Annotated in this window: 22 protein-coding genes and 1 tRNA gene; 15 read left to right on the forward strand and 8 right to left on the reverse strand. The window is 64.1% G+C overall.

The window, feature by feature from the left end:
• Positions 1-137: 137 nt before the first annotated feature.
• From A7X65_RS02720 to A7X65_RS02760, 9 genes are all read left to right on the forward strand, one after another.
• Positions 138-3,629 carry an indolepyruvate ferredoxin oxidoreductase family protein gene (locus tag A7X65_RS02720; RefSeq protein WP_063682798.1) on the forward strand — a complete coding sequence of 1,164 codons (3,492 nt, stop codon included), beginning with the start codon at positions 138-140 and terminating at the stop codon, positions 3,627-3,629.
• Between the two features lie 1,147 nt (positions 3,630-4,776).
• Complete coding sequence (locus tag A7X65_RS02725; RefSeq protein ID WP_063682799.1) at positions 4,777-5,934, forward strand: thiolase domain-containing protein; 1,158 nt, start codon at positions 4,777-4,779, stop codon at positions 5,932-5,934.
• A complete protein-coding gene (locus tag A7X65_RS02730; protein ID WP_015685453.1) occupies positions 5,934-6,323 on the forward strand; it encodes a Zn-ribbon domain-containing OB-fold protein in 390 nt (129 codons plus the stop codon). Before A7X65_RS02725 ends, A7X65_RS02730 begins: the two co-directional genes overlap by 1 nt.
• 255 nt (positions 6,324-6,578) lie before the next feature.
• Positions 6,579-7,439 carry a MaoC family dehydratase gene (locus A7X65_RS02735; RefSeq protein ID WP_063682800.1) on the forward strand — a complete coding sequence of 287 codons (861 nt, stop codon included), beginning with the start codon at positions 6,579-6,581 and terminating at the stop codon, positions 7,437-7,439.
• Between the two features lie 153 nt (positions 7,440-7,592).
• A complete protein-coding gene (locus A7X65_RS02740; RefSeq protein WP_063682801.1) occupies positions 7,593-8,471 on the forward strand; it encodes an SDR family oxidoreductase in 879 nt (292 codons plus the stop codon).
• Between the two features lie 106 nt (positions 8,472-8,577).
• On the forward strand, positions 8,578-9,531 hold the full coding sequence (locus A7X65_RS02745; protein ID WP_063682802.1) for a dihydrodipicolinate synthase family protein: 954 nt from the start codon (positions 8,578-8,580) through the stop codon (positions 9,529-9,531).
• Positions 9,532-9,535: 4 nt separating this feature from the next.
• On the forward strand, positions 9,536-10,330 hold the full coding sequence (locus A7X65_RS02750) for an NUDIX hydrolase (RefSeq protein ID WP_063682803.1): 795 nt from the start codon (positions 9,536-9,538) through the stop codon (positions 10,328-10,330).
• 79 nt (positions 10,331-10,409) lie between these two features.
• A complete protein-coding gene (locus tag A7X65_RS02755) occupies positions 10,410-11,324 on the forward strand; it encodes a DMT family transporter (protein WP_063682804.1) in 915 nt (304 codons plus the stop codon).
• A 124-nt stretch (positions 11,325-11,448) separates the two neighbouring features.
• Positions 11,449-14,136: a PAS domain S-box protein gene (locus tag A7X65_RS02760; protein WP_063682805.1), complete on the forward strand. Its 2,688-nt coding sequence runs from the start codon at positions 11,449-11,451 to the stop codon at positions 14,134-14,136.
• 17 nt (positions 14,137-14,153) lie between these two features.
• Here the strand turns inward: A7X65_RS02760 and A7X65_RS02765 are convergent, their stop codons facing one another.
• Complete coding sequence (locus tag A7X65_RS02765; protein WP_063684769.1) at positions 14,154-14,507, reverse strand: GrlR family regulatory protein; 354 nt, start codon at positions 14,505-14,507, stop codon at positions 14,154-14,156.
• A gap of 261 nt (positions 14,508-14,768) precedes the next feature.
• On the opposite strand from A7X65_RS02765, the gene A7X65_RS02770 reads away from it, so the two are divergent.
• Complete coding sequence (locus tag A7X65_RS02770) at positions 14,769-15,266, forward strand: hypothetical protein (RefSeq protein ID WP_063682806.1); 498 nt, start codon at positions 14,769-14,771, stop codon at positions 15,264-15,266.
• Between the two features lie 57 nt (positions 15,267-15,323).
• Here A7X65_RS02770 and A7X65_RS02775 read toward each other — a convergent pair whose 3' ends face one another.
• A complete protein-coding gene (locus A7X65_RS02775; RefSeq protein WP_063682807.1) occupies positions 15,324-15,710 on the reverse strand; it encodes a VOC family protein in 387 nt (128 codons plus the stop codon).
• Positions 15,711-15,890: 180 nt separating this feature from the next.
• Between A7X65_RS02775 and A7X65_RS02780 the strand changes: the two genes are divergently transcribed.
• The 3 genes from A7X65_RS02780 to A7X65_RS02790 all read left to right on the forward strand — a co-directional run bounded on the left by A7X65_RS02780 (position 15,891) and on the right by A7X65_RS02790 (position 17,354).
• Positions 15,891-16,460 (forward strand): DUF1206 domain-containing protein, encoded by a 570-nt coding sequence (locus A7X65_RS02780; protein WP_063682808.1) that lies wholly within the window; start codon positions 15,891-15,893, stop codon positions 16,458-16,460.
• Positions 16,461-16,633: 173 nt separating this feature from the next.
• A complete protein-coding gene (locus tag A7X65_RS02785; RefSeq protein ID WP_063682809.1) occupies positions 16,634-17,125 on the forward strand; it encodes a hypothetical protein in 492 nt (163 codons plus the stop codon).
• A gap of 152 nt (positions 17,126-17,277) precedes the next feature.
• Positions 17,278-17,354: transfer RNA gene (locus tag A7X65_RS02790), tRNA-Arg, on the forward strand.
• A gap of 229 nt (positions 17,355-17,583) precedes the next feature.
• On the opposite strand, the gene A7X65_RS02795 is transcribed toward A7X65_RS02790, so the two are convergent.
• Positions 17,584-18,144, reverse strand: coding sequence for a hypothetical protein (locus A7X65_RS02795; RefSeq protein ID WP_063682810.1), 561 nt, complete (start codon positions 18,142-18,144; stop codon positions 17,584-17,586).
• A 363-nt stretch (positions 18,145-18,507) separates the two neighbouring features.
• Between A7X65_RS02795 and A7X65_RS02800 the strand changes: the two genes are divergently transcribed.
• Both A7X65_RS02800 and A7X65_RS02805 read left to right on the forward strand, forming a co-directional pair.
• Complete coding sequence (locus tag A7X65_RS02800) at positions 18,508-19,128, forward strand: DUF6680 family protein (protein ID WP_063682811.1); 621 nt, start codon at positions 18,508-18,510, stop codon at positions 19,126-19,128.
• Between the two features lie 173 nt (positions 19,129-19,301).
• Positions 19,302-19,826, forward strand: a complete 525-nt coding sequence (locus tag A7X65_RS02805) for a pilus assembly protein N-terminal domain-containing protein (protein WP_063682812.1) — start codon at positions 19,302-19,304, stop codon at positions 19,824-19,826.
• Between the two features lie 12 nt (positions 19,827-19,838).
• On the opposite strand, the gene A7X65_RS02810 is transcribed toward A7X65_RS02805, so the two are convergent.
• The 5 genes from A7X65_RS02810 to A7X65_RS02830 form a co-directional block, all read right to left on the reverse strand.
• Positions 19,839-22,094 carry a hypothetical protein gene (locus A7X65_RS02810; RefSeq protein WP_063682813.1) on the reverse strand — a complete coding sequence of 752 codons (2,256 nt, stop codon included), beginning with the start codon at positions 22,092-22,094 and terminating at the stop codon, positions 19,839-19,841.
• On the reverse strand, positions 22,094-22,303 hold the full coding sequence (locus tag A7X65_RS02815; protein ID WP_063682814.1) for a hypothetical protein: 210 nt from the start codon (positions 22,301-22,303) through the stop codon (positions 22,094-22,096). The genes A7X65_RS02810 and A7X65_RS02815 overlap by 1 nt, the downstream gene beginning before the upstream one ends.
• Positions 22,300-24,630, reverse strand: coding sequence for a hypothetical protein (locus A7X65_RS02820; protein WP_063682815.1), 2,331 nt, complete (start codon positions 24,628-24,630; stop codon positions 22,300-22,302). The genes A7X65_RS02815 and A7X65_RS02820 overlap by 4 nt, the downstream gene beginning before the upstream one ends.
• Positions 24,623-25,066, reverse strand: coding sequence for a hypothetical protein (locus A7X65_RS41415; RefSeq protein ID WP_156527599.1), 444 nt, complete (start codon positions 25,064-25,066; stop codon positions 24,623-24,625). Before A7X65_RS41415 ends, A7X65_RS02820 begins: the two co-directional genes overlap by 8 nt.
• 121 nt (positions 25,067-25,187) lie before the next feature.
• Positions 25,188-25,553, reverse strand: coding sequence for a hypothetical protein (locus A7X65_RS02830; protein ID WP_063682817.1), 366 nt, complete (start codon positions 25,551-25,553; stop codon positions 25,188-25,190).
• Positions 25,554-25,661 lie beyond the last annotated feature (108 nt).

Consider the following 25,661-nt stretch of genomic DNA (forward strand, 5'->3'; position numbering starts at 1 on the left):
TTGTGATGCGTTGCGTTAAATATCCGACATAGAGTGGCGGAGGTGGTCGGCGCGCCCTAGCTAAAAACAACGGGCAGGCAACGGCTTAAGCGATCTTAAGTGACAAAGACCCGAACAGGGCGCGGAAAGAGGACAGCATGGGAATCAACCAGGGTCCGATCAGTCTCGATCAGAAATACACCCAGCAGACCGGGCACGTCTTCACCACGGGCATCCAGGCGCTGGTGCGCCTGCCCATGGCCCAGATCCGGCGCGACCGCGCCAACGGCCTCAACACCGCGGGCTTCATCTCGGGCTATCGCGGCTCGCCGCTCGGCGGCTACGACCAGCAGCTCTTCGCCGCCCGCAAGCATCTCGAACAGTACAATATCAAATTCCAGCCCGGCGTGAACGAGGACCTAGCGGCCACCGCCGTCTGGGGCTCGCAGCAGCTCAACCTCTCGCCCGGCGCCAAATACGACGGCGTCGTCGGCATCTGGTACGGCAAGGGTCCCGGCGTCGACCGCTGCGGCGACGTGTTCCGCCACGGCAATGCCGCCGGCTCCGCCAAGAATGGCGGCGTGCTGTGCCTTGCCGGCGACGACCACGGCGCGAAATCCTCCACCGTCCCGCATCAGTCCGACCATGCCTTCATGTCGGCGTTGATGCCGTATCTCTATCCCTCGAGCATCCATGAGATGATCGAGATGGGCCTGCTCGGCATCGCGATGTCGCGCTACTCAGGCTGCTGGGTCGGCATGAAGGTGATCACGGAGACGGTGGAAACCACCGCCGAGATCGACCTCACCGACGAGATGAAGCCCTTCATCATCCCGCCCGATTTCGAGCTGCCGCCGGGCGGCCTCAACCTGCGCTGGCCCGACGACCGTTTCGAGCAGGACCGCCGCCTGCAGGACTACAAGGGCTTTGCCGCGATCGCCTTTGCGCGCGCCAACAGGGTCAACCGCGTCACCATGGATTCGCCGAACGCCCGTTTCGGCATCATGGCATCCGGCAAGAGCTACGAGGACGTTCGCCAGGCGCTGCGCGAACTCGGGATCACCGAGCAGGTCGCCGCCAAGATCGGCCTTCGACTTTACAAGATCGGCATGCCCTGGCCGCTGGAGCCGGAAGGCGTGCATGAATTCGCCGTCGGCCTCGAAGAAATCTTCATCGTCGAGGAGCGCCGCGAGATCGTCGAGAACCAGGTCAAGCAGGTGCTGTTCAACTGGCGCGACGACGTTCGTCCGCGCATCGTCGGCAAGATGGACGAGCACGACAAGCGCTTTTTGACGTTCGCCGCCGAGCTCAGCGTCGCCTCGCTTGCGACCTCGCTCACCGAGCGGCTTCTCAAGCTCGATCTCAATCCCGAGATCGCGGAGATGCTCCGCGCCAAGGCCGACTGGTTCAACGGCCGCCAGGCCTCGCAGATGCAGGCCACGGCGCCGGTCTCCCGCACCCCGTATTTCTGCTCCGGCTGCCCCCACAACACATCGACCAAGGTCCCCGAAGGCAGCCGCGCGCTCGCCGGCATCGGCTGCCACTTCATGGCGCTGTGGATGGACCGCTCGACCGAGACCTTCACGCATATGGGCGGCGAGGGCGTGCCGTGGGTGGGCATCGCGCCCTTCACCAACGAGAACCACATTTTCGCGAACCTCGGCGACGGCACCTATTTCCATTCCGGGCTGCTGGCGATCCGGCAGGCAGTCGCCTCCAAGACCAACATCACCTACAAGATCCTCTACAACGACGCCGTCGCCATGACCGGCGGCCAGCGCCATGACGGCGATCTCTCGCCGCAGCAGATCACCTTCCAGCTCCACGCCGAAGGCATTCGCGAGATCTACCTGGTCTCGGAGAACCCGGATTCATATCCGGCCAGCACCATCGCGCCGGGCGTGAAGCTGCATCATCGCGATGAGCTCCAGGACGTCATGAAGATGTGCCGCGAGTTCAAGGGCACGTCCGCGATCGTCTTCGTGCAGACCTGCGCGGCCGAAAAGCGCCGCCGCCGCAAGCGCGGCCTGATGGAGGATCCGGCGCGCCGCGTCATGATCAACCCGGCGGTCTGCGAAGGCTGCGGCGACTGCTCGGTGCAGTCGAACTGCATCTCGGTCGAGCCGCTGGAGACTGAGTTCGGCCGCAAGCGCGCCATCAACCAGTCGTCCTGCAACAAGGATTATTCGTGCGTGAAGGGTTTTTGCCCGTCCTTCGTCACCGTTGACGGCGGCAAGCCGCGTCACCGCGCGCCGGCTGATCTCGGCGACATTGGCGCGATCCCGGAGCCGGCGTCGCGTCCGACGCTCGACAAGCCATACAACATCGCCGTCGGCGGCGTCGGCGGCACCGGCGTGCTCACCATCGGCGCGCTGCTCGGCATGGCCGCGCATATCGAGGGCAAGGCCTCCATGATTTTGGACATGTCGGGCCTCGCGCAAAAGGGCGGGGCGGTGCTCAGCCATGTGCGGCTATCAGATCATCCGGCCGAGGTGACCTGCTCGCGCATCGTCACCGGCACGGCAGATCTCGTGCTCGCGGCGGACGAAGTGGTCGCCGTTGCCAAGGACACCATTTCGCTGTGCGACTCCGGCCGCACCCGCGGCATTATCAACAGCCACGTCATTCCCACCGCCGACTTCGTCCTCAACCGCGACTTCAATTTCCAGACCCGCAAGCTCAACGGGCTGCTGGAAACGGCGCTGCACAAGGACTCCGTCTTCTTCGACTTCACCAAGCCGGCCGAGCAGCTGCTCGGCGACAGCATCGCCACCAACATGATGATGATGGGCTACGCCTATCAGAAGGGGCTGTTCCCACTGTCGGCCGAGTCGATCGAGCAGGCCATCGAGGTCAACGGCGTCTCGATCAAGATGAACAAGGAGGCCTTCCGCCTCGGCCGTCTCGCGGTCGCCGATCCCGAGCGCCTCGCCGGCATGCTGAAGGGAACGGACGAGGTGGCTCCGCCGAAGACGCTGGACGTCATGACGCTTGACGAAGTGATCGAGCATCGCGCCAAGCATCTCACCGCCTACCAGAACGGCCGCTTGGCCAAGCGCTATCGCAAGCTGGTCGATCAGGTTCGCGACGCCGCCAAGCAGGGCGGCTACGGCGATGCGCTGCCGCGCGCGGTCGCGGTGAACTACGCCAAGCTGCTGGCCTACAAGGACGAATACGAGGTCGCCCGCCTGTTCAGCGACGGCGCTTTCGAGCAGCAGCTCCGCGACCAGTTCGAGGGCGACTTCAAGTTCAGCTTCAACCTCGCGCCGCCGATCCTGGCGTCCGGTGTCGACGCGCTCGGCCGCCCGAAGAAGCGCGCCTTCGGCCCGTGGATGTTGAGCGTCTTCCGCATGCTGGCGAAGTTCAAGTTCCTGCGCGGCACGCCGCTCGACATCTTCGGCCGCAGTGCCGACCGCAAGCTCGAGCGCGACCTGATCGCCGGCTACGAGAAGGACGTCGCCACCGTGCTCGGCCTGCTGTCGCCGGTCACGGTCGACACCGCCGTCGAGCTGTTGTCGCTGCCCGACCGCATCCGCGGCTACGGCCCGGTGAAGGAGAAGGCCGTCACCGACGCCAAGGCCCGCTACGCCCAGCTTGCTGCGGATCTCGCGAACCCGCCGCCCGCACCGAGGCAAATCGCGGCGGAGTAGGGCAGGCCCGTAAGGTGGGCAAAGGCGCACTTGCGCCGTGCCCACCACCTGCCATTGACGACGAAGAACACGTGGGCACGCTTCGCTTTGCCCACCCTGCGGCACCTGCGACACCATCCCTTGCGTCGCCCGCCGGGCAAAACACCCACGCCATGGGTCAAGCCGCGCCGGCAAAAACATTCCGCTTTACCGAAATTCGGAATTGTCGTATCCGTCCGCCACCTCATCCCCTCGGAAGGGGCGTATCGCGATCGTCACGAAACGCGGGGTGCGCGGCGGTGGACGCGGGCTGCGTCGCGCGAGCAATCGTCTCGTGCACGACGGGCGCGGTCTCGCGTACGGCAAAATCGTGTGGTCCTGACGCCCGGGGTCTGTGCGTCAAGTCTTGCGGGTCGCCCGCAAGGCGACGGGGGCAATAGTGCATCGCTCCCCGAGGAGAGCGCGACATAAGCCGTAAAGCCACTGCGCAGGGAAGGCCGGATGTTTGGCTTCACCTGTATGCCGCTGTGCAGCTCTTCGTAGCGCAATTCTCGCACAGTGGACCGTGGGTGCCAGCGGGCACCCGGTCTTCCCTGCGCCCTCTGTTTTGAGGGTGACGTGGCCAGACAAAGCTCGGGCAGAAACTGCCGCGAGGATGCGAAGCTGTATCTGCCAGTTCAAGGCTGTAGGATGGGTAGAGCGAAGCGAAACCCATCACATTTCGGCACGCGAAGGCGAGTTGATGGGTTTCGCTTCGCTCTACCCATCCTACGGGCTGCCGTCATTGCGAGCGCAGCGAAGCAATCCAGAAATACGTCCGCGGAAAGAGTCCTGGATTGCTTCGCTGCGCTCGCAACGCCGATGTAGAGGCTCTCGTGCCCCGGACGCGGCGCAGCGCGGAGCGGTGCGCCGCAGAGCCGGGGCCCAGAACCTTCCAACACCGAATTTGCTGCCGCACGGGTCCCGGCTCTGCGCAGCAACGCCAAAAGCGCGTTCACGCGCGTCTTCGACACGCTATGGCGTTGCTGCGCGTCCGGGACACGAGAACATCCCCCACTTGCGCCAACCCGCTGCCCTCTCGCGGGGCGGAATATTTCCGCGCTTGCCAATCAGGCCGGTGCGGTTCAGAAAAAAGAGCCAAGAAGAAACGCGAGCGGAGACCTCTGTTTTGACCATCAAGGGCAAGGCCTACATTGCCGGGATCTACGAACACCCGACCCGGCATGCGCCGGACAAATCCACCGCCCAGCTCCACGCCGAGGTCGCCAAGGGCGCGATCGAGGATGCCGGGATCAGCAAGGATGACGTCGACGGCTATTTCTGCGCGGGCGACGCGCCCGGCGGCGCCTGGCCGATGGTCGATTATCTCGGCCTGAACACCAAGAAGCTGCGCCACGTCGATTCCACCGAGACCGGCGGCTGTTCCTACATCATCCATCTCGGCCATGCCGCCGAGGCGATCGCCGCGGGCAAGTGCTCGATCGCGCTGATCACGCTCGCCGGCAAGCCGCGCACCGGCGTGATGCCGCCGCGCGCAGCGGGTGCCGAGGTCGATTTCGAATCCGCTTACGGCGCGACCACGCACAATGCCTATGGCATGTGTGCCATGCGCCATATGCACGACTATGGCACCACCAGCGAACAGCTCGCCTGGATCAAGGTCGCGGCCTCGCATCACGCGCAATACAATCCGCATGCGATGCTCAAGGACGTCGTCACCGTCGAGGACGTCCTGAACTCGCCGATGATCTCCGATCCCCTGCATCGCATGGATTGCTGCGTCGTCTCCGACGGCGGCGGCGCGCTGATCGTGACGACGCCGGAGATCGCCAAGAGCCTGAAGAAGCCGCTGGTCAAGCTGATCGGCCATGGCGAAGCGATGAAGGGCCCGCGCGGCGGCAAGGATCTCGACCTCACTTACTCTGCCGGAATCTGGTCCGGCCCGCGTGCGTTCGAGGAAGCCGGCATCACGCCGAAGGACATCAAATACGCCTCGATCTATGACAGCTTCACCATCACGGTGCTGATGCAGCTCGAGGACCTTGGCTTCTGCAAGAAGGGCGAGGGCGGCAAGTTCGTCGCCGACGGCAACCTGATCTCGGGCGTCGGCAAGCTGCCGTTCAACACCGATGGCGGCGGCCTCTGCAGCAACCATCCCGTCAATCGCGGCGGCATGACCAAGATCATCGAGGCCGTCAGGCAGCTGCGCGGCGAGGCGCATCCGAAGGTTCAAGTGAAGAACTGCGATCTCGCCATCGCCCACGGCACCGGCGGCCTTCTCGGTGTTCGTCACGCCGCCTCGACGGCCATTCTGGAGCGCGTGTGATGAGCGAAGCAAAGAAGTATCCGGCCCCGGTGACCAATCCGGAAACCGCAGCGTTCTGGGATGCGGCGAAGCAGGGCAAGTTCATGATCAAGCGCTGCACCGCCTGCGGCGAAGCGCATTACTTCCCGCGCTCGATCTGCCCGTTCTGCTACTCCGACAAGACGGTGTGGGAGGAGGCTTCGGGCGAGGGCACGATCTACACCTGGAGCCTGATGCGGAAATCGCCGACCGGCCCCTACGCCATCGGCTACGTCACGCTGAAGGAGGGGCCCTCGGTGCAGACCAACTTCGTCGACTGCGATCTCGAGAAGCTCAAGATCGGCCAGAAGGTGAAGGTGGTGTTCAAGCCCACGGACGGCGCGCCGCTGCCGTTCTTCACGGTGGCCTGATAAACGCTACGTAGGGTGGGTAGAGCGAAGCGAAACCCACCGACGCCGGCGATGATGGGTTTCGCTGCGCTCTACCCATCCTACGAATTCTCCGTTCTTCACGTCGTGTAGGACGGTCCTCATCCTGAGGAGCTTGCGAAGCAAGCGTCTCGAAGGATGGCCACGGCAAAGAAGCGTTTCGGGCATCCTCATGGTTCGAGACGGCGCAAGAGCGCCTCCTCACCATGAGGATGAGAACCAGAGGAAACCAGAAAAATGTCCGCGAGATACGAAGAGCTCAAGGCCCTCAAGAACCTCGGCCAGAAATACGCCTACAGCGATCGCGAGGTCATGCTCTACGCCTATGGCATCGGCCTCGGCGCCGATCCGATGGACGAGAACGAGCTCGCCTTCGTCAACGAGGGTACGTTCACGCCGCGGCCGCTGAAGGTGGTGCCGACCTTTGCGTCGGTTGCCGCGTGGGGCTCGGGACCGGGCGAGATGAATCTGAACCGCGTCATGGTGGTGGACGGCGAGCGCGACATCACCTTCCATCAGCCGCTGCCGGTGGCCGCGAACATCACGGCGGACTCCTCGGTGGTCGAGGTCTACGACAAGGGCAAGGACAAGGGCGTCGTCATCGCGCACCAGACCGTGCTCAAGAACGAGAAGGGCGAGAAGCTGGCGACGCTGGTTGCCTCGCGCTTTGCCCGCGGCGACGGCGGCTTTGGCGGGCCGAACCTGACCCAGCCCGATCCGCACAAGATCCCTTCGCGCAGCCCCGACAAGACCATCGACATCGTCACGCGCCCCGACCAGGCGCTGGTCTATCGCCTTTGCGGCGACCGCAACCCGCTGCACTCAGATCCGGAGTTTGCGAAAAAGGCCGGTTTTCCGCGCCCGATCCTGCACGGCATGTGCACCTACGGCATCACCTGCCGCGGCGTGCTGCAGACCTATGCCGACTACGACGCCTCCGCCTTCCGCCAGCACGTCGCGCGGTTCTCCTCCCCGGTCTATCCCGGCGAGACCGTGACCATGGACCTCTGGAAGGACGGCAACACGATCTCGTTCGAAGCCAAGGTGAAGTCGCGTGGGGTGACGGTGATCAAGAACGGCAAGACGGTGCTGGGTTAGGCGGGCCGCTCGCGCGGCTCTGAGTTATTTCGTCATGCCCGGGCTTGTCCCGGGCATCCACGTTCTTTCGTGCCGTTGGGGACCAGATTCGTGGATGGCCGGGACAAGCCCGGCCATGACGGAGCAAGAAAACAAAAACAGGGAGAAGCTACCATGGGACTACTCGACGGCAAGGTCGCGCTGATCACCGGCGCGGGCGGGGGGCTCGGTGAGGCCTACGCAAAGCTGTTCGCGCGGGAAGGGGCCTCGGTCGTCGTCAACGATCTCGGTGGTCCCCGCGACGGTTCCGGCGCCGACAAGTCGATGGCGCAGCTTGTGGTGGACGCGATCAAGGCCGAGGGCGGCAAGGCGGTCGCCAACGGCGCCGACATCTCCACCATGGAGGGCGGCCAGTCGGTGTTCGACGACGCCATCAAGCATTTCGGCCGCGCCGACATCCTGGTCAACAATGCCGGCATCCTGCGCGACCAGACCTTCTCCAAGGCCAGCGAATCCGACTGGGACAAGGTCATCAAGGTCCACCTCAAGGGTACCTTTTGTTGCACCATGCCGGTGTTTCGCTGGATGCGGGAAAATGGCGGCGGCGTCATCGTCAACACCTCCTCGACATCGGGCCTGATCGGCAATTTCGGCCAGACCAATTACGGCGCGGCCAAGGGCGGCATCTGGGGCCTGTCCAACGTGCTGGCGATCGAGGGCCGGAAATACAACATCCGGATCTGGACGCTGGCCCCGGGCGCCCTGACCCGCATGACCGCAGACCTGCCCCGCTATAAGGAGAACCCAGGTGCGGCGCTGGGGCCGGACGGCATCGCGCCGGCCGTGCTATACATGGTCAGCGACTTGTCGGGCGACCAGACCGGCAAGGTGGTGGGCGTGTCCGGGCCCCGCGGCGTGCGCGAGATGCGGATGATGGAGATGGAAGGCTGGAAACCGCCGCACACGGGCTGGAACGCCCAGGACATCGTGGAGCATGCCAAGGAGATCTTCTTCTCCGAGGAGCAGATCAAGATGGGCGCGCGGAGGTTTTAGCCGTTGTTGTCGTTCCGGGGCGCGCGAAGCGTGAACCCGGAACCTCGAGATTCCGGGTTCGGCTCTGCGAGCCGCCCCGGAATGACGAACAGAGGAAAATGGACTGATGAAACTGACCGCCGACGCCAAGAGCACCTTCGCAATCGCGCCGACGCCGTTCCACGATGACGGTCGGATCGACGAGCGCTCGATCGACCGCCTGACCGACTTCTACGAGGAGGTCGGCTGCGACGGCGTCACGGTGCTGGGCATTCTCGGCGAGGCCCCGAAGCTCGATGCCGCCGAGGCCGAGCAGGTGGCGGTGCGCTACGTCAAGCGCGCCAAGAAGATGCAGGTGATCGTCGGCGTCTCCGCGCCGGGCTTTGCCACCATGCGCTCGCTGGCGAAGGCCTCGATGGACGCGGGCGCCGCCGGCGTCATGATCGCGCCGCCGCCCTCGCTTCGCACCGACGACCAGATCACCGGCTATTTCAAGCAGGCGGCCGAGGCCATCGGTCCCGATATTCCCTGGGTGCTGCAGGACTATCCGCTGACGCTCTCGGTGGTGTTCACCCCCGCCGTGATCCGCAAGATCGTCATGGACAATCCGAACTGCGTGATGCTCAAGCACGAGGACTGGCCGGGCCTGGAGAAGATCTCGACGCTGCGCGGCTTCCAGAAGGACGGCTCGCTCCGCCCGCTGTCGATCCTGTGCGGCAATGGCGGCACCTTCCTCGACTTCGAGATGGAGCGCGGCGCCGACGGCGCCATGACCGGCTACGCCTTCCCCGAGCTGCTGATCGACGTCGTGAACCTTTCCAAGGCCGGCAAGCGCGACGCTGCGCATGATCTGTTCGACGCGCATCTGCCGCTGATCCGCTACGAGCAGCAGCCCGGCGTTGGCCTGACCGTGCGCAAATACGTGCTGCAGAAGCGTGGCATCATCGCCTCCAGCGCGCAGCGCAAGCCCGGCGCGACGATGACGGCGACGGCAAAGGCCGAGGTCGACTATCTCTTGTCGCGCGTCGCCCGTTTCGACAAGCGTGCCAATCTCGGCCCGCAATCCAGCGCCGCAGGTTAGTTGCATGGCCGAGACATCAGCATCACGCCCGGCTTCGACGATCCTCCTGCTGCGCGACGGCGCACAGGAAGTCGAGATCTTCATGATGGTCCGCCATCATCAGATCGAGTTCAACTCGGGCGCGCTGGTGTTTCCCGGTGGCAGCGTCGATGCCGGCGACAACGAGATCGTCGCCCGCGCCGACCTCTATTCCGGTGGCGAAGGCTTGAGTGAATCGGATCGCGGCTTTCGTATCGCCGCGATCCGCGAGACCTTCGAGGAGAGCGGCATTTTGTTGGCGCGCGCCAAGGGCTCGAACACGCCCGTCGATGCCAGGCGCGCCGGCGAGATCGCGGACAAGCACCGCATTGCGCTCAACGAGCACAAGATCAGCTTCCTGAAAATCCTCGACGACAACGGCCTCCAGCTCGCGCTCGATACGCTGGTGCCGTACGCGCACTGGATCACGCCCGAGGGCATGCCGAAGCGCTTCGACACCTGGTTTTTCCTCGCTGCCGCGCCGCCCGACCAGCTCGGCGCACATGATGGCCGCGAGTCCACCGATTCGATCTGGTTGTCGGCGCGCGAGGCGGTGGAGGGCGGCGAGAGCGGCCGCTTCAAGCTGCCGTTCCCCACCACGCGCAATCTGATCCGGCTGGCCAAGCAGGGCAGCGTGGGCGCCGCGCTCGACCACGCCAGGGGCATGTCCATCGTCACGGTGATGCCGGTCATGACCAAGACCGCAACCGGCCGCCAGCTCCGCATCCCTCGCGAAGCCGGCTATGACGGCGAGGTGTTCGAGGTCGGCGCGGTCGGCTGATACACTTCGATACGCAGCGAAGTATCGGCGCGTGCGAACGCGCTAGGTTCCGTCCAACGCGGAATGGACGGGACGCCCGATGGACAGCAAGCAGGACACCAACATCGCCGTCGAGCTGGCGCTGCTGGTCGCGCTCGCAACGCTCTGGGGCGGCTCCTACACTTTCATCAAGCTCGGCGTCGCCACCATCCCGCCGATCACGCTGATCGCGGCGCGCACCGCGATCGCCGGTCTGCTGCTGCTCCTCGTCATGTGGGCGCGCGGCATCGGCATGCCGACGGATGCGGCGACCTGGCAGCGCTTCGCGTTCCAGGCCGTGCTCAACAGCGTCATCCCCTGGACGCTGATCGCCTGGGGCGAGCGCCATGTCGATGCGGCGCTTGCCACCATCCTCAACTCGGCCGGCCCGATCTTCACATTCCTGCTGACCGCCATCGTCACCCGCCACGAGGCGACTACGGCGCGAAAGCTGTTCGGCGTGGTTGCCGGCATGGCCGGCATCCTGCTGATCGTCGGCACCGATGCCTTCCACGACGTCGGCGGCGGCATCATCGCGGAGGCTGCGATCGTCGCCGCCACCATTTGCTACGCCTGCGCCGCGATCTTCGGCCGCAGCTTCAAGGGCCTCGATCCGATGGCGCCGGCCGCCGGCTCGCTGCTGGCGGGTGCTGCGGTCCTGATCCCGGCCTCGCTGGCCGTCGAGCAGCCCTGGACGTTGTCGCCCTCGCTCAGCTCCGTGCTGGCCTTGCTCGCGCTCGCGGTGTTCTCGACCGCGGCCGCGTTTGCGATCTACTTCCGCCTGATCCAGACCCTGGGCTCGGTCGGCACCACCGCGCAGGCGTACTTGCGCGTCCCCATCGGGGTCGCCATCAGCGTCGCCTTCCTCGGTGAAACCCTGAGCCGGACCGCTTGGATCGGGCTTGCCTGCGTCGTCCTCGGCGTCGCCGCCATGACGATCCCGGCCGGGTGGCGGGCAAGCGTCAAAACGTCATAAACCGGACGCGGAAAGGGGTCCAAGTACCCAGATATTAAGGATGTTCCGGGGCGGCAGGCATGTTCCCCCGAGCCGGCAATATCGTATATTGGGCTTCCAGCAGCCCGGTCCTCAACGCAGCCAAATGTCCGCCGAATTGACGCCGCCCCCCGAGAAAAAGCGAATTTTTTCGCTGTCCATCGGTCAGTTGACGTTCGGAAGCTTCATCCTGGTGCTGGCGGTGATCATCGTCACCTCGGCTGCGAGCGTGATCGCGATCCGGCACATCGACACGACCTTTGCCGAGCTGCAGCGGCTCCAGAGCGTCGGCGACCTCGCCGAGGACATCGACCGCCGCATGAACGAGCTGCGGCTCGCCGCCCGCGACTTCGTCACCGATCCCGGCGCCGGCATCCAGTTCAAGCAGGTGGGGGAGGCAGCCTCCACGCTCAGCGACATCCTGAAGAAGACCCGCATCGAGCTCGCGCCCGAGCAGCAGGACATGATCGATGGGGTCACCGAGCGGCTTGCGACCTACCGCAACGGTCTCGAGCGGATCTCGACCCTGATCGATCGTCGCGCCCAGCTGCTCGCCGGCCTGCCGCCGCTGCGCGACCGGTTCGACGCGGCCGTCGCCGGCACCGCCGACCGCGAGCTGGCGTCCCGCCTGTCGGAGGCACAGAGCCGGATCGCGCTCGGCCTGCTCGCGCGCAACCCGTCCGCGGCCGAGCAGTCCGCGCAGAGCATGCGGGCGATGGACATCGCCGATCCCAAGCTGAAGGCGGCCGTGAACGACTACGCCGAAGCGATCATGGCGGTGGCCGTCCGGGAACGGCAGATTGCCGACATCGACCGCGAGGTGCTGGGCACCGAGGGCCGGCTGATCGGCCGCGTCACCGAATTGCTGCGCGAGGTCTCTGCCCGCCGCGGCCACGTGCTGTCGCGCGATTTTGCCCGCACGCTGACCGAGGCACGCTGGCAGAGCATCGTGCTCGGCTCGATCGGCGTGCTGATCGGCATCGTCGCGGCCGCTTTCGTGGTGGGGCGGACGGTGCGTCCGCTGGCCCAGATCGCGCGGTCCATCCGCGCGCTTGCGGCCGGCCAGAAGGACACCTCGATCCCGTCGGCCGATCTCGACAACGAGATCGGCGACATCGCGCGGGCCGCCGAAGTGTTCCGCCGCGCGCTGGAGGAGGCCGACACCGCGCGCGAGGCCGCGGTGCGCGCGCTCACCGAGCAACGGCTGGCCGAAGAGAGCTACCGCAAGCTGTTCGAGGGCTCGGTCGACGGCATCTATGTCACGACGCCGGCGGGCGACCTCCTCAACGCCAATCCGGCGCTGGCACGGATGATGGGCTATGACAGCCCGCAGCAGCTGATCGACAGCATCAACGACATCGCCCACACCATCTACGTCCATCCCGAGGCGCGCGACGAATATCAGCGGCTGATGGCGCGGGACGGCATCGTGCGCGAATTCGAGTACCAGGTGCGCCAGCGCAGCGGCAACGTCCTCTGGCTCTCCGACAGTGCCACGGGCGTGCGGGACGAGCAGGGCAATATCGTCCGCTACGAGGGCACGCTGCGCGACATCACCGACCAGAAGCGGGCGGAAGACGCCATCGCCGAAGGCCGGCGTCTGCTCCAGCAGGTCATCGACACCGTGCCCGCGGTCATCAACGTCAAGAACCGCGACCTGCGCTACGTGCTGATGAACCGTTACATGGCCGGCATCTTCGGCATCGAGCCCGGCGATGCGCTCGGCCGCACCACGGCCGATCTGATGTCGCGCTACGGCGCGGCCAAGTCCGACGAAAGCGACAAGCGGGTGCTCAAGCTTCGCAAGGGGCTCGGCTTCTATGAGGAGGAGTACAAGGACTCGTCCGGTCACATGCGGCAATGGCTGGTCAACAAGCTGCCGCTGCTCGATGCCGAGGGCGAGATCGAGCGCATCGTCACTGTTGCGCTCGACATCGGCGAGCGCAAGCGCGGCGAGCAGGAGATGCGCAAGGCCAAGGAGGCCGCCGAGACCGCGCTGCGCAATCTGCGCGAGACCCAGGCCTCGCTGATCGAGGCGGAAAAGCTCGCGGCGCTCGGACGGCTCGTCGCCGGCGTCGCGCACGAGGTCAACAACCCCGTCGGCATCAGCCTCACGGTCGCCTCCGCACTGGAGCGCAAGACCGCGTTGTTTACCTCCGAGGTCGAGCGCGGCGAGCTTCGCCGCTCCACGCTCAACGACTTCCTCAACACCAGCCGCGATGCATCCTCGCAGCTCGTCTCCAATCTCAACCGCGCCGCCGAACTGATCCAGTCGTTCAAGCAGGTCGCGGCCGACCGCAATTATTCGGACCAGCGCAGCTTCGACCTCGGCGACCTGACCGAGCAGGTGGTGATGAGCCTGCGGCCGGGCCTGCGTAAGCACAACCTGACGCTCAACGTCGAGTGCCAGCCGGATCTGACCATGAACAGCTATCCCGGGCCGTACGGGCAGGTGCTGACCAACCTGTTCCTCAATTCGGTCGCGCACGCCTTTCCGGACGGCCGGCCGGGAACGATCGATATCCAGGTGCGCGAGTCCGGCAAGGACAATGTCGAGATCATCTTCTCCGACAATGGCTGCGGCATGTCGCTCGACGTTCGCCGCCGCGCTTTCGATCCGTTTTTCACGACGCGGCGCGACCAGGGCGGCACCGGCCTCGGCCTGCACATCGTCTACAGCATCGTCACCAATCGCCTAGGCGGTCGGCTCGACCTTGATTCCGAACCGGGCGGCGGCACGCGCATCCAGATGATCCTGCCGCGCACGGCGCCGCTGGAGCAGGCGGCGGAGTGATCTAGTCGGCGAGTGATCTAGTCGGCTTCGGCGAGCTTGTGCAGGGTGGCGCCGAAAATCAGGCTGGCCTTGCCGACGAGTGCGGTGCCCGTCATCTCCGCGCGCGTGTCGGTGTAGGTGCCGCTGACGCCGATACCGACCGGAGCAGGGCCGCCGAACAGCGGATTGTCATCGCCGCGCGGCGAAGTGTGCCGTTGCACCAGCACCTCACCCTTGAAGGTGTGGTCGTCCTTCACCACGTAGCTGCCGGTGTAATAGAGATAGGCGTCGCCGCCAAGAATCTTGCCGTCGCGGAAAAGAATCACGCCGCTGCCCTTGCCAGCTCGACCATCGAGCAGCGTGACGTGGATCGAATAGAGGCCGTTCTTCATCACGTCCCGTCGGCCGGCCGCCATCGCCCAATGGCGCAACCGGTCCTGCTTTTATGCCAAAGCGCATCGGCTCGCGCAACGCGGCAGTTTGCCGGCGGGCCTGCCCTTTCCCTCTGCGCGGACCGTAATTGTCCCGACTTGTCTGTGACTTCGATATGACGGTCTCCTCATGAGGCGAGGCCAGTCACTGCGAATCAAGTTTGGCCCGCGAAATGCATAACCATTGTTGCACTGGCCGCGGGGTGCTGGAGCAAGACAAACGTGAGCAACTGGATCGATTCCGGCGGCGATGAGCCGCGTCTGTGCAGTGCGCGTCCCACGAATTGCAAAAGCGAAGAACGGCGGATGGGCAGAGCGACGCGCCGCCGAGGCGTGACGCGGCTGGTTTGCGCCGCAGCTCTGATAGCGCTCGCAGCCCCCTTGGGGCACGCGCGCGACCGGGGGCAATTCGTCAACACCAATGCCGATTTGAAGGCCTGGTTCGACGGCCTGCGAAGCGCCAAGGGGCCGTGTTGCTCCGACGCCGACGGCTCGGCGCTCTCCGACACCGACTGGGAGCGCAAGGACGGGCACTATCGTGTCCGCGTCCCGCGCCACGGCGACGTACGCAACGGCCAGCAGCAGGAACTCGTCTGGGTCGACGTGCCCGAGGAAGCGGTGATCTCGGAGCCGAACCGGGTGGGGCGCACCATGGTGTGGCCGATCTACGGCTACATGGGTGTCACCATCCGCTGCTTCATGCCGGGCAGCATGACGTAAGCGCGCCAGGCGGCACGCCGCCCGGTCGCGCTGTTGCTTGACGCGGCTTGCGCGGTGTCAGGTGTATTTCTTGTCGCGCTCGAGCAGTTCGATCGAGATGCCTTCGGGGCCGCGGATGAAGCAAATGCGCACGCCGGGCCGGATCGTGGTCGGCTCGCGCGTGAAGGTGACGCCCTTCGCCTTGATCTCGGCGGCGACGGCGTCGATGTCCTTCACCGTCAGGCCGAAATGATCGAGGCCCTGATGCGGATGCGGCGGCGGCGGGTTGACGGCATTGTCGCCCTCGAGCGGGGCGATGAAGATTTTTGCGCCGCCGAGATTGACGTCGATCCGTCCCGGCGCGCGCACGATCTCGCCACCGAGAATGTCCCGCAGCCAGGCCGCCGTGGCCTCCGGATCGGGGCTGCGCAGATGGACGTGATCCCAGGTGACGGCGATTGGCATTTCATATTCTCCCAACGGGTCTTTCAATGTTGCGGCGCATGTTAGCGGTCCGGGCCGGTAATCACCACCGTCCCACCGACTCGCCTAAAGCGCGGGAACCTTAGTTCCTCTCCCGGATTAAGGTAAGCAGTGGACCACTGCGTCGTGCAAACGCAGTTCGGCGGCAATCGGTGGTGAACCATGAATGCCAGGCTTGACCGGATCGGGTTGGGACACTTTGCCGAGACCGGCGAGCGACTGGCCCGGGCCGTGACGGTTGCGAGCGTCTCGTTCGGCCGAGGCTTGCTGTGGCTGCTGGCGGCCGTCATCGTCGGTTGCGGCATCTGGATGCTGGTGCCGTTCTCCAAGGGTAACAGCACCGAGCCGGTCAAGTCGGACGTGGCAGCCGCCGAGGCGGCTGCTCCGGGCGATGCGGCGGCGGTCTCGCCTGCGGCTGCAGCTCCGGTTGCCGCGGCGGCAGAGCTGGATCGTCTCAGGATTTCATCGCAGACCTGGCGGCGCGGCGGCCTCGGCTCGAGGGCGCTGGTGACGTTCACCGTGCGAAATGACAACGACTATGCCGTAAGAGATGTCGAGATCGTCTGCGCCTTCACGCGTCGCGACGGCACGCCTCTCACGGCTCGCAGCCGCGTACTGACGGACACCGTCAGCATGAAGAGCCGCAAGACCTTCGCCCGCATTCCGGTCGGCTACGTCAACGTTAACGCCGATCAGGCGAAGTGCTCGCTGGTTGCCGCACGGCGGGCGTAAGGGCGCGCCGTTCACCGGTAGCGGAAAAGTTACCGTGTGCGGATCGGGTCCCGGTCTTGGGGAAAAACTTCTCGGCGCTATTTGAACCCAAGGGCCGGGCCAGGAACCAATCAGAGTATCGCCTGTTAAGGGCGGAGAGCCCACGCGGGGATGCGGGGGGCGGAGTGCGGCCAATGCCCATCTTTCGGTATTTCGTATTTGTCGGCGGAGCGTTGCTCGCGCTGCTGTTGGCGGTGAGCTTCGTTGCGCCGGCTTCGTCCGTGACGCAGGCCGTCGCGACCGCAAGCAACGACCAGCCGTTGATCCGGATCCGGTCCGATCGCCATCTGCCCGAGCGCGTCGTGCTCGACACCAGTCAGCCCACGATTGCCGCGCCTGCGGTCAAGACCGCCGCGGTCGCAGCGCCGCAGCCGCCGGATACCGCCTCGGCGGCGGCCCTCGCTGAGATGTCGGCAAAGGCGCGGGTGCGCGAGACCTTTGCCCAGTTCACGCCTGGTGATGCCGCGGTCAAGAAGGCCGATGCCAAGCCGCAGCAGGCCCAGCCCAAGCGCAAGGTCGCGAGGGCGCATCCGGCCCCGCAATATCAATATGGCGGGCCGCAATATGGCCGGCCGATGATGGTGGCCCAGCAGCCGCATTTCGGCCTGTTCAACACGACCTGGTGACAAGCCGGTCATGACCCGCCTCGATGGAGGCGGGGAGGGCTTTTTATTGGCCTGCCTCTCTGCTAATTCGAACGCGTCCGAACGCCGTCCGGTGCGCTGGCTCGCCAGTCACGGTCTCGTGCGTCTCGGTTGCGGCCCGATCCCGGGCCAGGGCGCTCGTAGCTCAGCTGGATAGAGCATCGGATTTCGATTCCGAGGGTCGGAGGTTCGAATCCTTCCGAGCGCGCCAGCGATTTCGCTGGAAAACCAATGCTTTGGGTGGAACCGCCTTCGTTCTCAGCCGGGGTTTTCGTGTTGCAGCCGCTGTAGGTCGCTTCAAGCAAAATCAATACGTTACAAGCTGATACAAACCACTCCACGCAACACGGCTGCAACACGGCGGTTTGGCGTTTGTTCTTAAAACGAGATGCCCGGGACTGGCCCGGGCATCGGCACTGCGACGGCGGCAAAACTGATCGCTAAGCGTAGATTTCCCGGAATGATTCCGCTTCGGCGCCGCCGACGAGATCGACCAGCAGTCGCCGTGCCATCAACGCGCTCCAGTCCATCTCCTCATCCGGCTGACGCCAATCCATGATGCAAGACAGAAGCACCTGCACCTTCGCCGAGCGGCCGGCTTCCGTCGTCGCTGGAATACCCCACATCTGCTCCACCAGCTCCGCCATGCGTTCGAAGTGCTCTTCGGCTAGGGCAACGAGCTGATCCAGTCGCTGGACCTCTGGCATTGCGTAGACGGCCTCGTGGCGTTCATATGAGCTGATGTAACGGCCCGAACTCCTTTCTTGCGCTAAAAGTCTATTATATTCGGTTTCTCGCAGCTCAGGCAGCAGAGCGGTCTCGTCATCGTGAGCGAGAGACGCCTCCCAGGCTTCAAAGATCTGGTCCCTGAGCCCTAGAAGCTCCGCATCATCGGCTGTGGCCGCGGCGACCGCCGCTACCGGGGTGACAGCCAGGGCCGCAACGGCGGCGCCGGCAAGAAAGCTGCGGCGTGATGTGGTATGAGTTTGAACAGCCTGCATAGGAATCCTACTCCTGTGTCGGGTTAGGGCCGGTCCGGAAGTTCGCGCTTCCGTCCGGCCTGCTTTTTAGGTATACCCAAATGATGGCGAAGTCAATTAAGGTGCACCCAAAAAAGCGGCGGGGTCGGCCAGCCACCGGCAAAGACCCCCTTGTGAGCGCGCGACTGCCAAAACCAATGATTGCCGATATCGAAGCTTGGGCTATCGCCAACGGCGTCGGTCGCTCTGAGGCCCTCCGCAGGTTGGTCGAGATCGGGCTCGCGAGCGGCAAATAGCCGCCACCGAATTGCTTAAAAGGCTACCTCTTTCGGTGGCGCTTCGGCGCGCCTATAGGTTGCAGACTAGGCAACACGGAGCGATTTCATGAATATTGACTGGGCTGTTGTTTTCGCGACGCTTGTTGGGCCGGTCCTCGCTGTCCAGGCCCAAAAGCTCATAGAGCGGACGGCAGAAAAGAAAATGCGCAGAACGCGCATATTCGAAGCTCTGATGACCAATCGGGCAACGCGCCTTTCGGATGCTTACGTTCAAGCTTTGAACCAAATCGACCTCGAATTTCACTCAAAATCCGACAGGCCGGTAATTGACGCTTGGCGAGCGTTGTTCGGCGAACTCAATAATCCTCTCCCGGATAACGCGGAGCACGCGATGAAGATTGCGTGGATCGAGCGATGTAACGACCGGCTAGTCGCCCTGCTTCTCGCAATGAGCAAGTCACTCGGACGCACACATTCTGAAGAGGAGATCCGACGCGGCATGTACTACCCCCAGGGTCGCGTCGACCTAGAGCAAGCCCATTTGGCCGTACTCTCAGGCCTCCAGAGGCTGTTGGAAGGCACCAATCCACTCAGGGTGCAGAATGCGGGCGAAGGTCCTTCTGAGCTGCAGCTCGCGGTTTTGAAGAGGCTGCACGATGCTTACGACGAGTCCGGCGCCTTAAGGGTCGTTTTCACGGGCGCTCAAGACAAACGCAACCTCAACTAATCGGAAGGTTTTGGGGCGATGCCGGCGCCGACTTAGCCCGAGCCTTCGTGATGGTCAGTTGCAACTTTCTCCCGACCCCTCTTGAACTCTCCTCAGGGTTGAGCAACACTGGCGCTTTCAGTTTTTAGTCGGGGCTGCTGATTTTCAAGTGATTCTACTCCAGGGGTTTGCGGATGAAACAGATACTCGCCGCCTTTGCCTTGCTGATGCTTGCTTCGCCGTCGCTCGCGCAACAGAACAGCTCCACGACGGAGCGCCAGGTCATCAATCAACCGATCAATCCTGAGCCGGCAAACGGCGACATCCTTGTGAAGTTCGGAGATACGACGCAGGTCTACTTCAAGCGCCCGTTCAAGGGCATCAGACTCGGCGATCCTCTCATCGTGTCGGCCATCCCAAAGAGCGACCACGTTCTAGAACTAACCGGGGTGTCTCCCGGGAGGTCAGAGATTAGTTTCGAGACGAGCGACGGGGCTCAGAGAACGTGGGGCACGATCACGGTCATCCGGGAGCAACACGAAGTGAAGCTTTACCTGCCGCCACCGCGGCAAGAGAGCAAGCAAGGAAGCACGGGGGCAGGCGGCATCACCATCATCAATCAGAGCGGCCCGAACGTGCTGGGAACGACCGAGAGCCCCGATTTCCGCTCAGTCCTCTGTAACGAAGCCGGTTGCTCGCAACCGGCAGCGCCGAAGTAGACGACGGGACGCCTATTCGCCCTGTGGACCGTGCAGGCTCGGATTCGGCCGGTAGGCTTCAATGCGGCCGCTTGTGGTGCCCTCCGGAGATGGCGGCTCTAGAGCCGCCGCGATTGAACCAGTGTCCTTGGCTTTCTTCCAGCTGCCGGAGCCGTGCACCAGCACGTCCGGCTTTTTGCCCATCAGGTCCACGGCACTCGACAGCGGCGCCGGCTTGCCTTCGTCGGTGATGAAGCCACGGCGGTTCTCGACCACGCCTGTGTCGAGCGCGACATCGAGAAACAACTGGTACTCGCCGAGCTCGATCTCCTTGACGGCGTCGACATAGGCGCCGGTCGTCGGGAAGCCCAAGCCGTCATGATCCTCGCCGCCTGAGAACGGCACGCCGCTCGGCCGGTAGTCATACTTGCCCTGCTTGCCGACGGAATGGATGGTCTGGATGCGACCGAAATTGATCGGGCTGGTCGTGGTCGAGTCATAGGCCGTATCGGTCGCAACGATGTGGGCGCTGACCGTCAGAACAGCGTTTGGATCGGAATGGCCCTGCGGATGGTAGCAGGACAGCGCGCTTCCGGTCAGGTTCACGTCATCGAATGCCAGGCACATCCTGGACACACCCGTCGAACGCGAGCCAACGGTTGCCGGCGTTGCCAGTGAGCCGCTGACGATCGTGTAGCCGACGGCGGGCCCTTCCGGCGGAGAGATCGCCTGCTGCACGACGAAACCGCCTGCCGTCTTCACTGGCTGAGAGACGTCGAGCGAGAGCAAAACGTTGTGCCAGTGATCCGGCGTGACGCGCTGCCCGTTGTACCCAGGGTCGGAATTGTCGAACGGTGCCCCGCCGCGGCGCGCCTGTAGCGTGCGATACGTTTCCGGCACCTGCCCGAGGAAGATGTCGGCGGTTGTGTCCATCGCGTCGGAATACCAGTCATCGTTCGGGCTCAGAGGTCCGTCGGTGATCAGCTGACCGTCGGCGACCGAACCCAGATAGAGGCCGCCCTCCGGAATGTTCTGCGTGGTCGCAAGCCCGAACGTACTCGTGCCCTCATAGGCGGGCGCATCGCCCCCCGGCATGACGATGTTGACCGACAATTGCGGATAGTCGCCTGTGCAGTCGATGGCGAGATAGGAGGGATCAACCGTCTCGGTCGCACCTGTGAATGCCGGCAACGTTACCGTGTTGTCGTGATCTGTCAGACTGCCCGTCGGCGTGTAGATACCCCCGAACGAGCGCAGATAATTTTGCGAATTCGTGTGGCCAATCGTTCGCGTCTCGCCGCCCGACGCATCGACTTCTTTCTGAATCGTCGGCGGACCGAACACCAAGATCGGCACGAGGCCGCACAGCAACGGCCTGGGACCGCCTGGGCCGTCCCGCCAGGCCGCATATTCCGCCCTCGCTGCCTCGATCGACTTCGTCGGCGCGCGAAACCAAATAGATAGCGTGAATTTCTTCGTATCGGGGACGAGCGTCGCAAGCGTTGCGTGGCTCTCTTTTTCGTAAAACTTGGCCGCGATCGCACCCCAGCAAACGTTGACGATGCTCTGGAATGGATCGAGCCGGTACGGCGGATTGATGTCGTCCTTGCCCCTGATCTTCAACTCGGCTTTTTCGCTCTCGTCGACCAGGTATTGGTTCAGCAGCTTGGTCCTGCCGGCCTGACCGTTGACGAACAGCGAATTGCCCCGGTGCTTCAGGGCGAGCGGGATCTCGATCTCGACGTATTGTGCCTGGTCTTTGGTCTCGAGGTCTTTGTCGTAGTGCTGGCTGTCGATGACGAATTCCAGCAGGGTCGGGTCGGCGTCGATCGCTTTCTGCGCCAGCTTGTCGATGTTGGTCTCGTAGCTGACGATGCGCCGAACCTTGGTCGTGCGGGCGGACTGCACCGCCGTGTTCAGGAAATGGTCCTGGTAGTCTTCGCCGCGGCCGTTTCCGCCGGTCGATTTAGCGGACTTGATGATGCGGATCGGAATCCATTCGTCGGGATTGTTGACGTCCGTCGTCGCCTCGGGATCGCAGACCTTGAGGATTTCCGTTTTTCGGGTCTTGTTGCCCTTCGTGTCGTAATCGTCTTTGGTCGGATCGTCGCACCATTTCAGCTTGCGGACGATGCCCTGCGACTGCGATTCGGACGTCTGCGATTTGCTTTTGATGACGTCGGTGCGCTCGACGTCGGCCCACATATCGTCGAGGCGCTCGCCTTTTTTGTTGGTGCCGTAGACGCGCGTGATATGCGTCTTCCGCGTCGGCGGCTTGTTGGTGCCCATCAGTCCTCGGTCCAAGAGATTTCCGGGGACGGTTTGCCGGCCGCGGCGAGCGCGGCTTCATACCGTTCATGAAGCGCCAGAATCTCGGGGGTCATTTCGATGTCGACAGACACCTCCGGGCCCAGACCTTCAGCTTCGCGGATCCTCGCAGCTTCTGCCGCACAAGCAGCATCGAAGGCGCTTTTTGCTTCGGCAATCTCTGGCGTCATCGTCCATACACCCAGCTCGGCGCAGTGCCGCCTGACGCGATGCTGCTGTCGCGCGTGGCCTGCGCCATCTTGCGCAGGACCTCGTCGGAAGTCATCGCGCGGAAGTCGCCGCTGTTGGTTCGTAGATCGATGACGTGACCGGCGGCGCCGCTTGCGGCGAGCCCGCTATCACCAAGATCAGCGATCGACGGCTTGTCAGCCGCAGCGCCGCCGGTGAAGAGGTGACCGATGCTGTCGGCGAAGCTCACGGTGCCGCCGTCCGCGAAATGCCCGACCGGGCCGCCGCCGGAACGTCGCATCACGAAGCGATTGAGCAGCTTGATGCTCTCTTCCGGAGTTTGCGCATTGTTGAGCGCAACGAGCCTCAGCTGCTCGGGGCTAAGCACCGTTTCGTTGAGCAGCTGGATCGACTCTTCCGGCGTCAAGTCGGGATCGAACCATTCCGGCGCCAAGCCACCGCCCGCCAGGCGCGCCACCCCTCCGCCCTTTGCGAAGCCTCTGACCTTTCCAAGAAGTCGGCTGATGAAGCCGCCGCCGGCATAGTGACCCGAATTGAGCCGGTCGAGAGGACCGCGGCCAATTTTGCGAGCTGCTTCCGCACGAATGACATACTCACCATCGGAGAGCATCGCCGGGATGCTGTCGGAGGTCGATGTGCCGGGCCCCATGACGTGGCCGCCGCCATCCAGCCAGCGCACCAGCCCGCCGCCAGCGGCTGCCACTTCCGCCGATGGAGCGCTATCCGATCCGCGACCGCTGCTCTTCAGGTTCGCCGCGATCTCCTCGATCGCCTGGGCGAGCTTGCTGCCGGCGTCTTTCACCGAGATGGCGACATCCTTCGTGCTGTCCTCCAGCGCACCGCGGACGCCGAGGCTGTCAACCGGCTCTCGCACTTTCGTGTCCGGTGGATTGACGGCGTTGGCGCCGGCGGTGATGCCCTGCACAAGGCCGCGCAACGCGTCCTGGACGGCGGTGCTGAGATTGGCCGACTGCTGCTGCGGCTCGACGAGGTCGCTGCGCTGCTGCGGGAGTGCAGGTCGCGGCTTTTCCTGCAAGGCGCCGGGATCGCCGAACGCCTTGGACAGAAAGCCGCCGATGGTCGTGCTGCCGAAAAGATCGCCGATGGCTGAGCCCATCCGCCCGTAGCCCTTGGCCGAGTCCCGGACGATTCCGTAGGTCAAGCCCTCCGCCGTGCCCAGCGCCTCGCCGGCGGTGCCCAAGCCGGGAATGCCCGTCCGTTCGCCAAGGTCGCGGCCGGAGCGCCCGAACGCCTCGGCGGTTGGTTTGTTTGCCGCTACGCCTTTCGTGATCAGATCGAGGCCGGATGAAATGCTCTGGCCGCTCTCCGTTCCCACCTTGCCGCTCGAAGGGCCGAGGATGTCGCCAAAAGTCCGCTGCAGCTCACCGAGGCCGCCGCCGACGCGTTCGCCGAAGGTGCGGCGCTCATCCGCCTCTTTCACCGCCTCCGGTTCGACGCGTGGAAGCGCACGAAACACGGCGTCCGGACGAATAGCGCTCGCGCGCCCTTCTCTATCCCGCCGGCTCAAGAGAAGGTCCAGTTCCTCACGATTACGGATCGGTATGCCAAGCTCTCGGCCGATCGCACGCGCAACGAGATTCCCCTGGTTCGGTCCGAGTGCCTGCAATGCTCCTGCAGTCAAGCCCTGCGCAAGCTCGCCGTTGCCGATATCGTGTTGCTCATAGAGCGAACCGAGGAAGCCGCGCGCCTTTTGCGATGCTTCCGCTGCTGTCTGACCATCAATCCTGCCGCCGGCTATCAACGCTCGCTGCGCGGCTCTGAATTGCTCCTCTGATGCATCGGCCAGCCCATAGGGTGACTGGAGTTCTTGCCGACGTTTGAACGACAGAAATTCTTCGTTTGCGCTGGCCAAATCCTTCGGATCAGCCCCCACCTTGCGAGCGCTCTCGCGCAATTTGTCGAAGGCGCCGGCGCTGGCACCGAGTGCCTTGAACCGGGTTTCGACCAGCTCTGTCTCTTCGCGAATTTTGGCGAGCTGGGCGCCAAGGCCAGCCAGTGCGGCGGGAAGGCCGGCGCCAAGCGCGGCTCCGCCGATTCCCCTCAGCAAGCCGCCAAGGCCGCTGCCCTCGAGCAGCGGCGCGAACGCTTGCTGAACCTTGGAGAGCGGCGCCGCTGCGGAATCCGCAAACCGCTTGCCGGCATTCTCGCCTGCGCGGCCAACCTGCCGCTCGATATCCGCCAGCGACTGCTTGCCGGCCTCGCCGACGGCCTTCAGCTTGGACTTGATCTCGGCATCGCCCTCCAGAGCGATCGAGAGCAGGATCTCGTTTTTGCCACCTTTAGCCATCGGCGGTCTCCGTCGGTTCTAGGGCTGCAGCCCCCTCGGACTTCGTTTCCGCCACGGCCCGGTCGTATTGAAGCTTGGCCAGGGCAGCTCGGTAGGTTTCGGCGAGCGCCATGGCGTTCTCGATCGTCATGAACTTGCCATCGACGAGGATGGCTTCAACGTCGCGACCGGCCACAGGAGTGCGCGTGTCGATGCGTGTAGACCGTTGACGTCGCGGTGTTGACTTCGACGTGACGTCAACACCATCGCGTCGACGATTTACGTCTCGCGCCATCGCTCCGTCGACATAACGCGCCAGCGCAGCTTTGACTTTCTCAAGCTCGAACTTACCGTCGGAGCGCTTTGGAATCGTTCCTCTTTTCGCGTGCCGGCTTAACCCGGACTTGTCTCTGCCAAGCCGCTTCGCCAGTTCGCCGAGAGAAAGATATTCTACCATCTGCGGGTGTAGACCTCTCTGGTGTAGACTCAAATTAAAAACTCTGACGCTAGCGAAATCGGGCGCTTAGTCGCCCCGCATTGGTTTAAAGCCGTAAAAATCCTTTGGTTTTTGGCGGATGTCACGTCGGCACCTGGTAGACGACCGTATCGACCGAGCCCCAGATTGGCAGGCGGCTCCAGGGCGCGCCTCCAAAGGGCGGGACGCCATCGGTCTCCCTGATCGCCGCGATGGCGGCTGCCTTCGATGACCAACGGCCAAGCTCGTACTCGGGACGGGTGAACAGCTCCCACCCTTGCCAGTGCCACGCGTCTACACCTTCCTGTGTCATCAGGATGAAGACGTCGGTTCGCATTTCCAAAAGATAACCGATAATCGACCACCGGCCTTCGTTGTCACGACGCGTGATCTGTTGGCCGGGCAGGAACTTGCGATCCTCTGGGTCTCTCTTGCGTGATTGTGGTGTGTTGCTGACTACGACTGTCATAGCGCTCCAGCTTTCCTATCGCAGGGTGCGCGCCGCGAGGCGCGCACCCCTCCAGTTCGGTGCAGCCAAGCGGGGAAGGATAACCCGCGCGGTGTTCATGTGGAGGCG

Source organism: Bradyrhizobium stylosanthis (assembly GCF_001641335.1).
In the GTDB taxonomy this organism is placed as follows: domain Bacteria; phylum Pseudomonadota; class Alphaproteobacteria; order Rhizobiales; family Xanthobacteraceae; genus Bradyrhizobium; species Bradyrhizobium stylosanthis.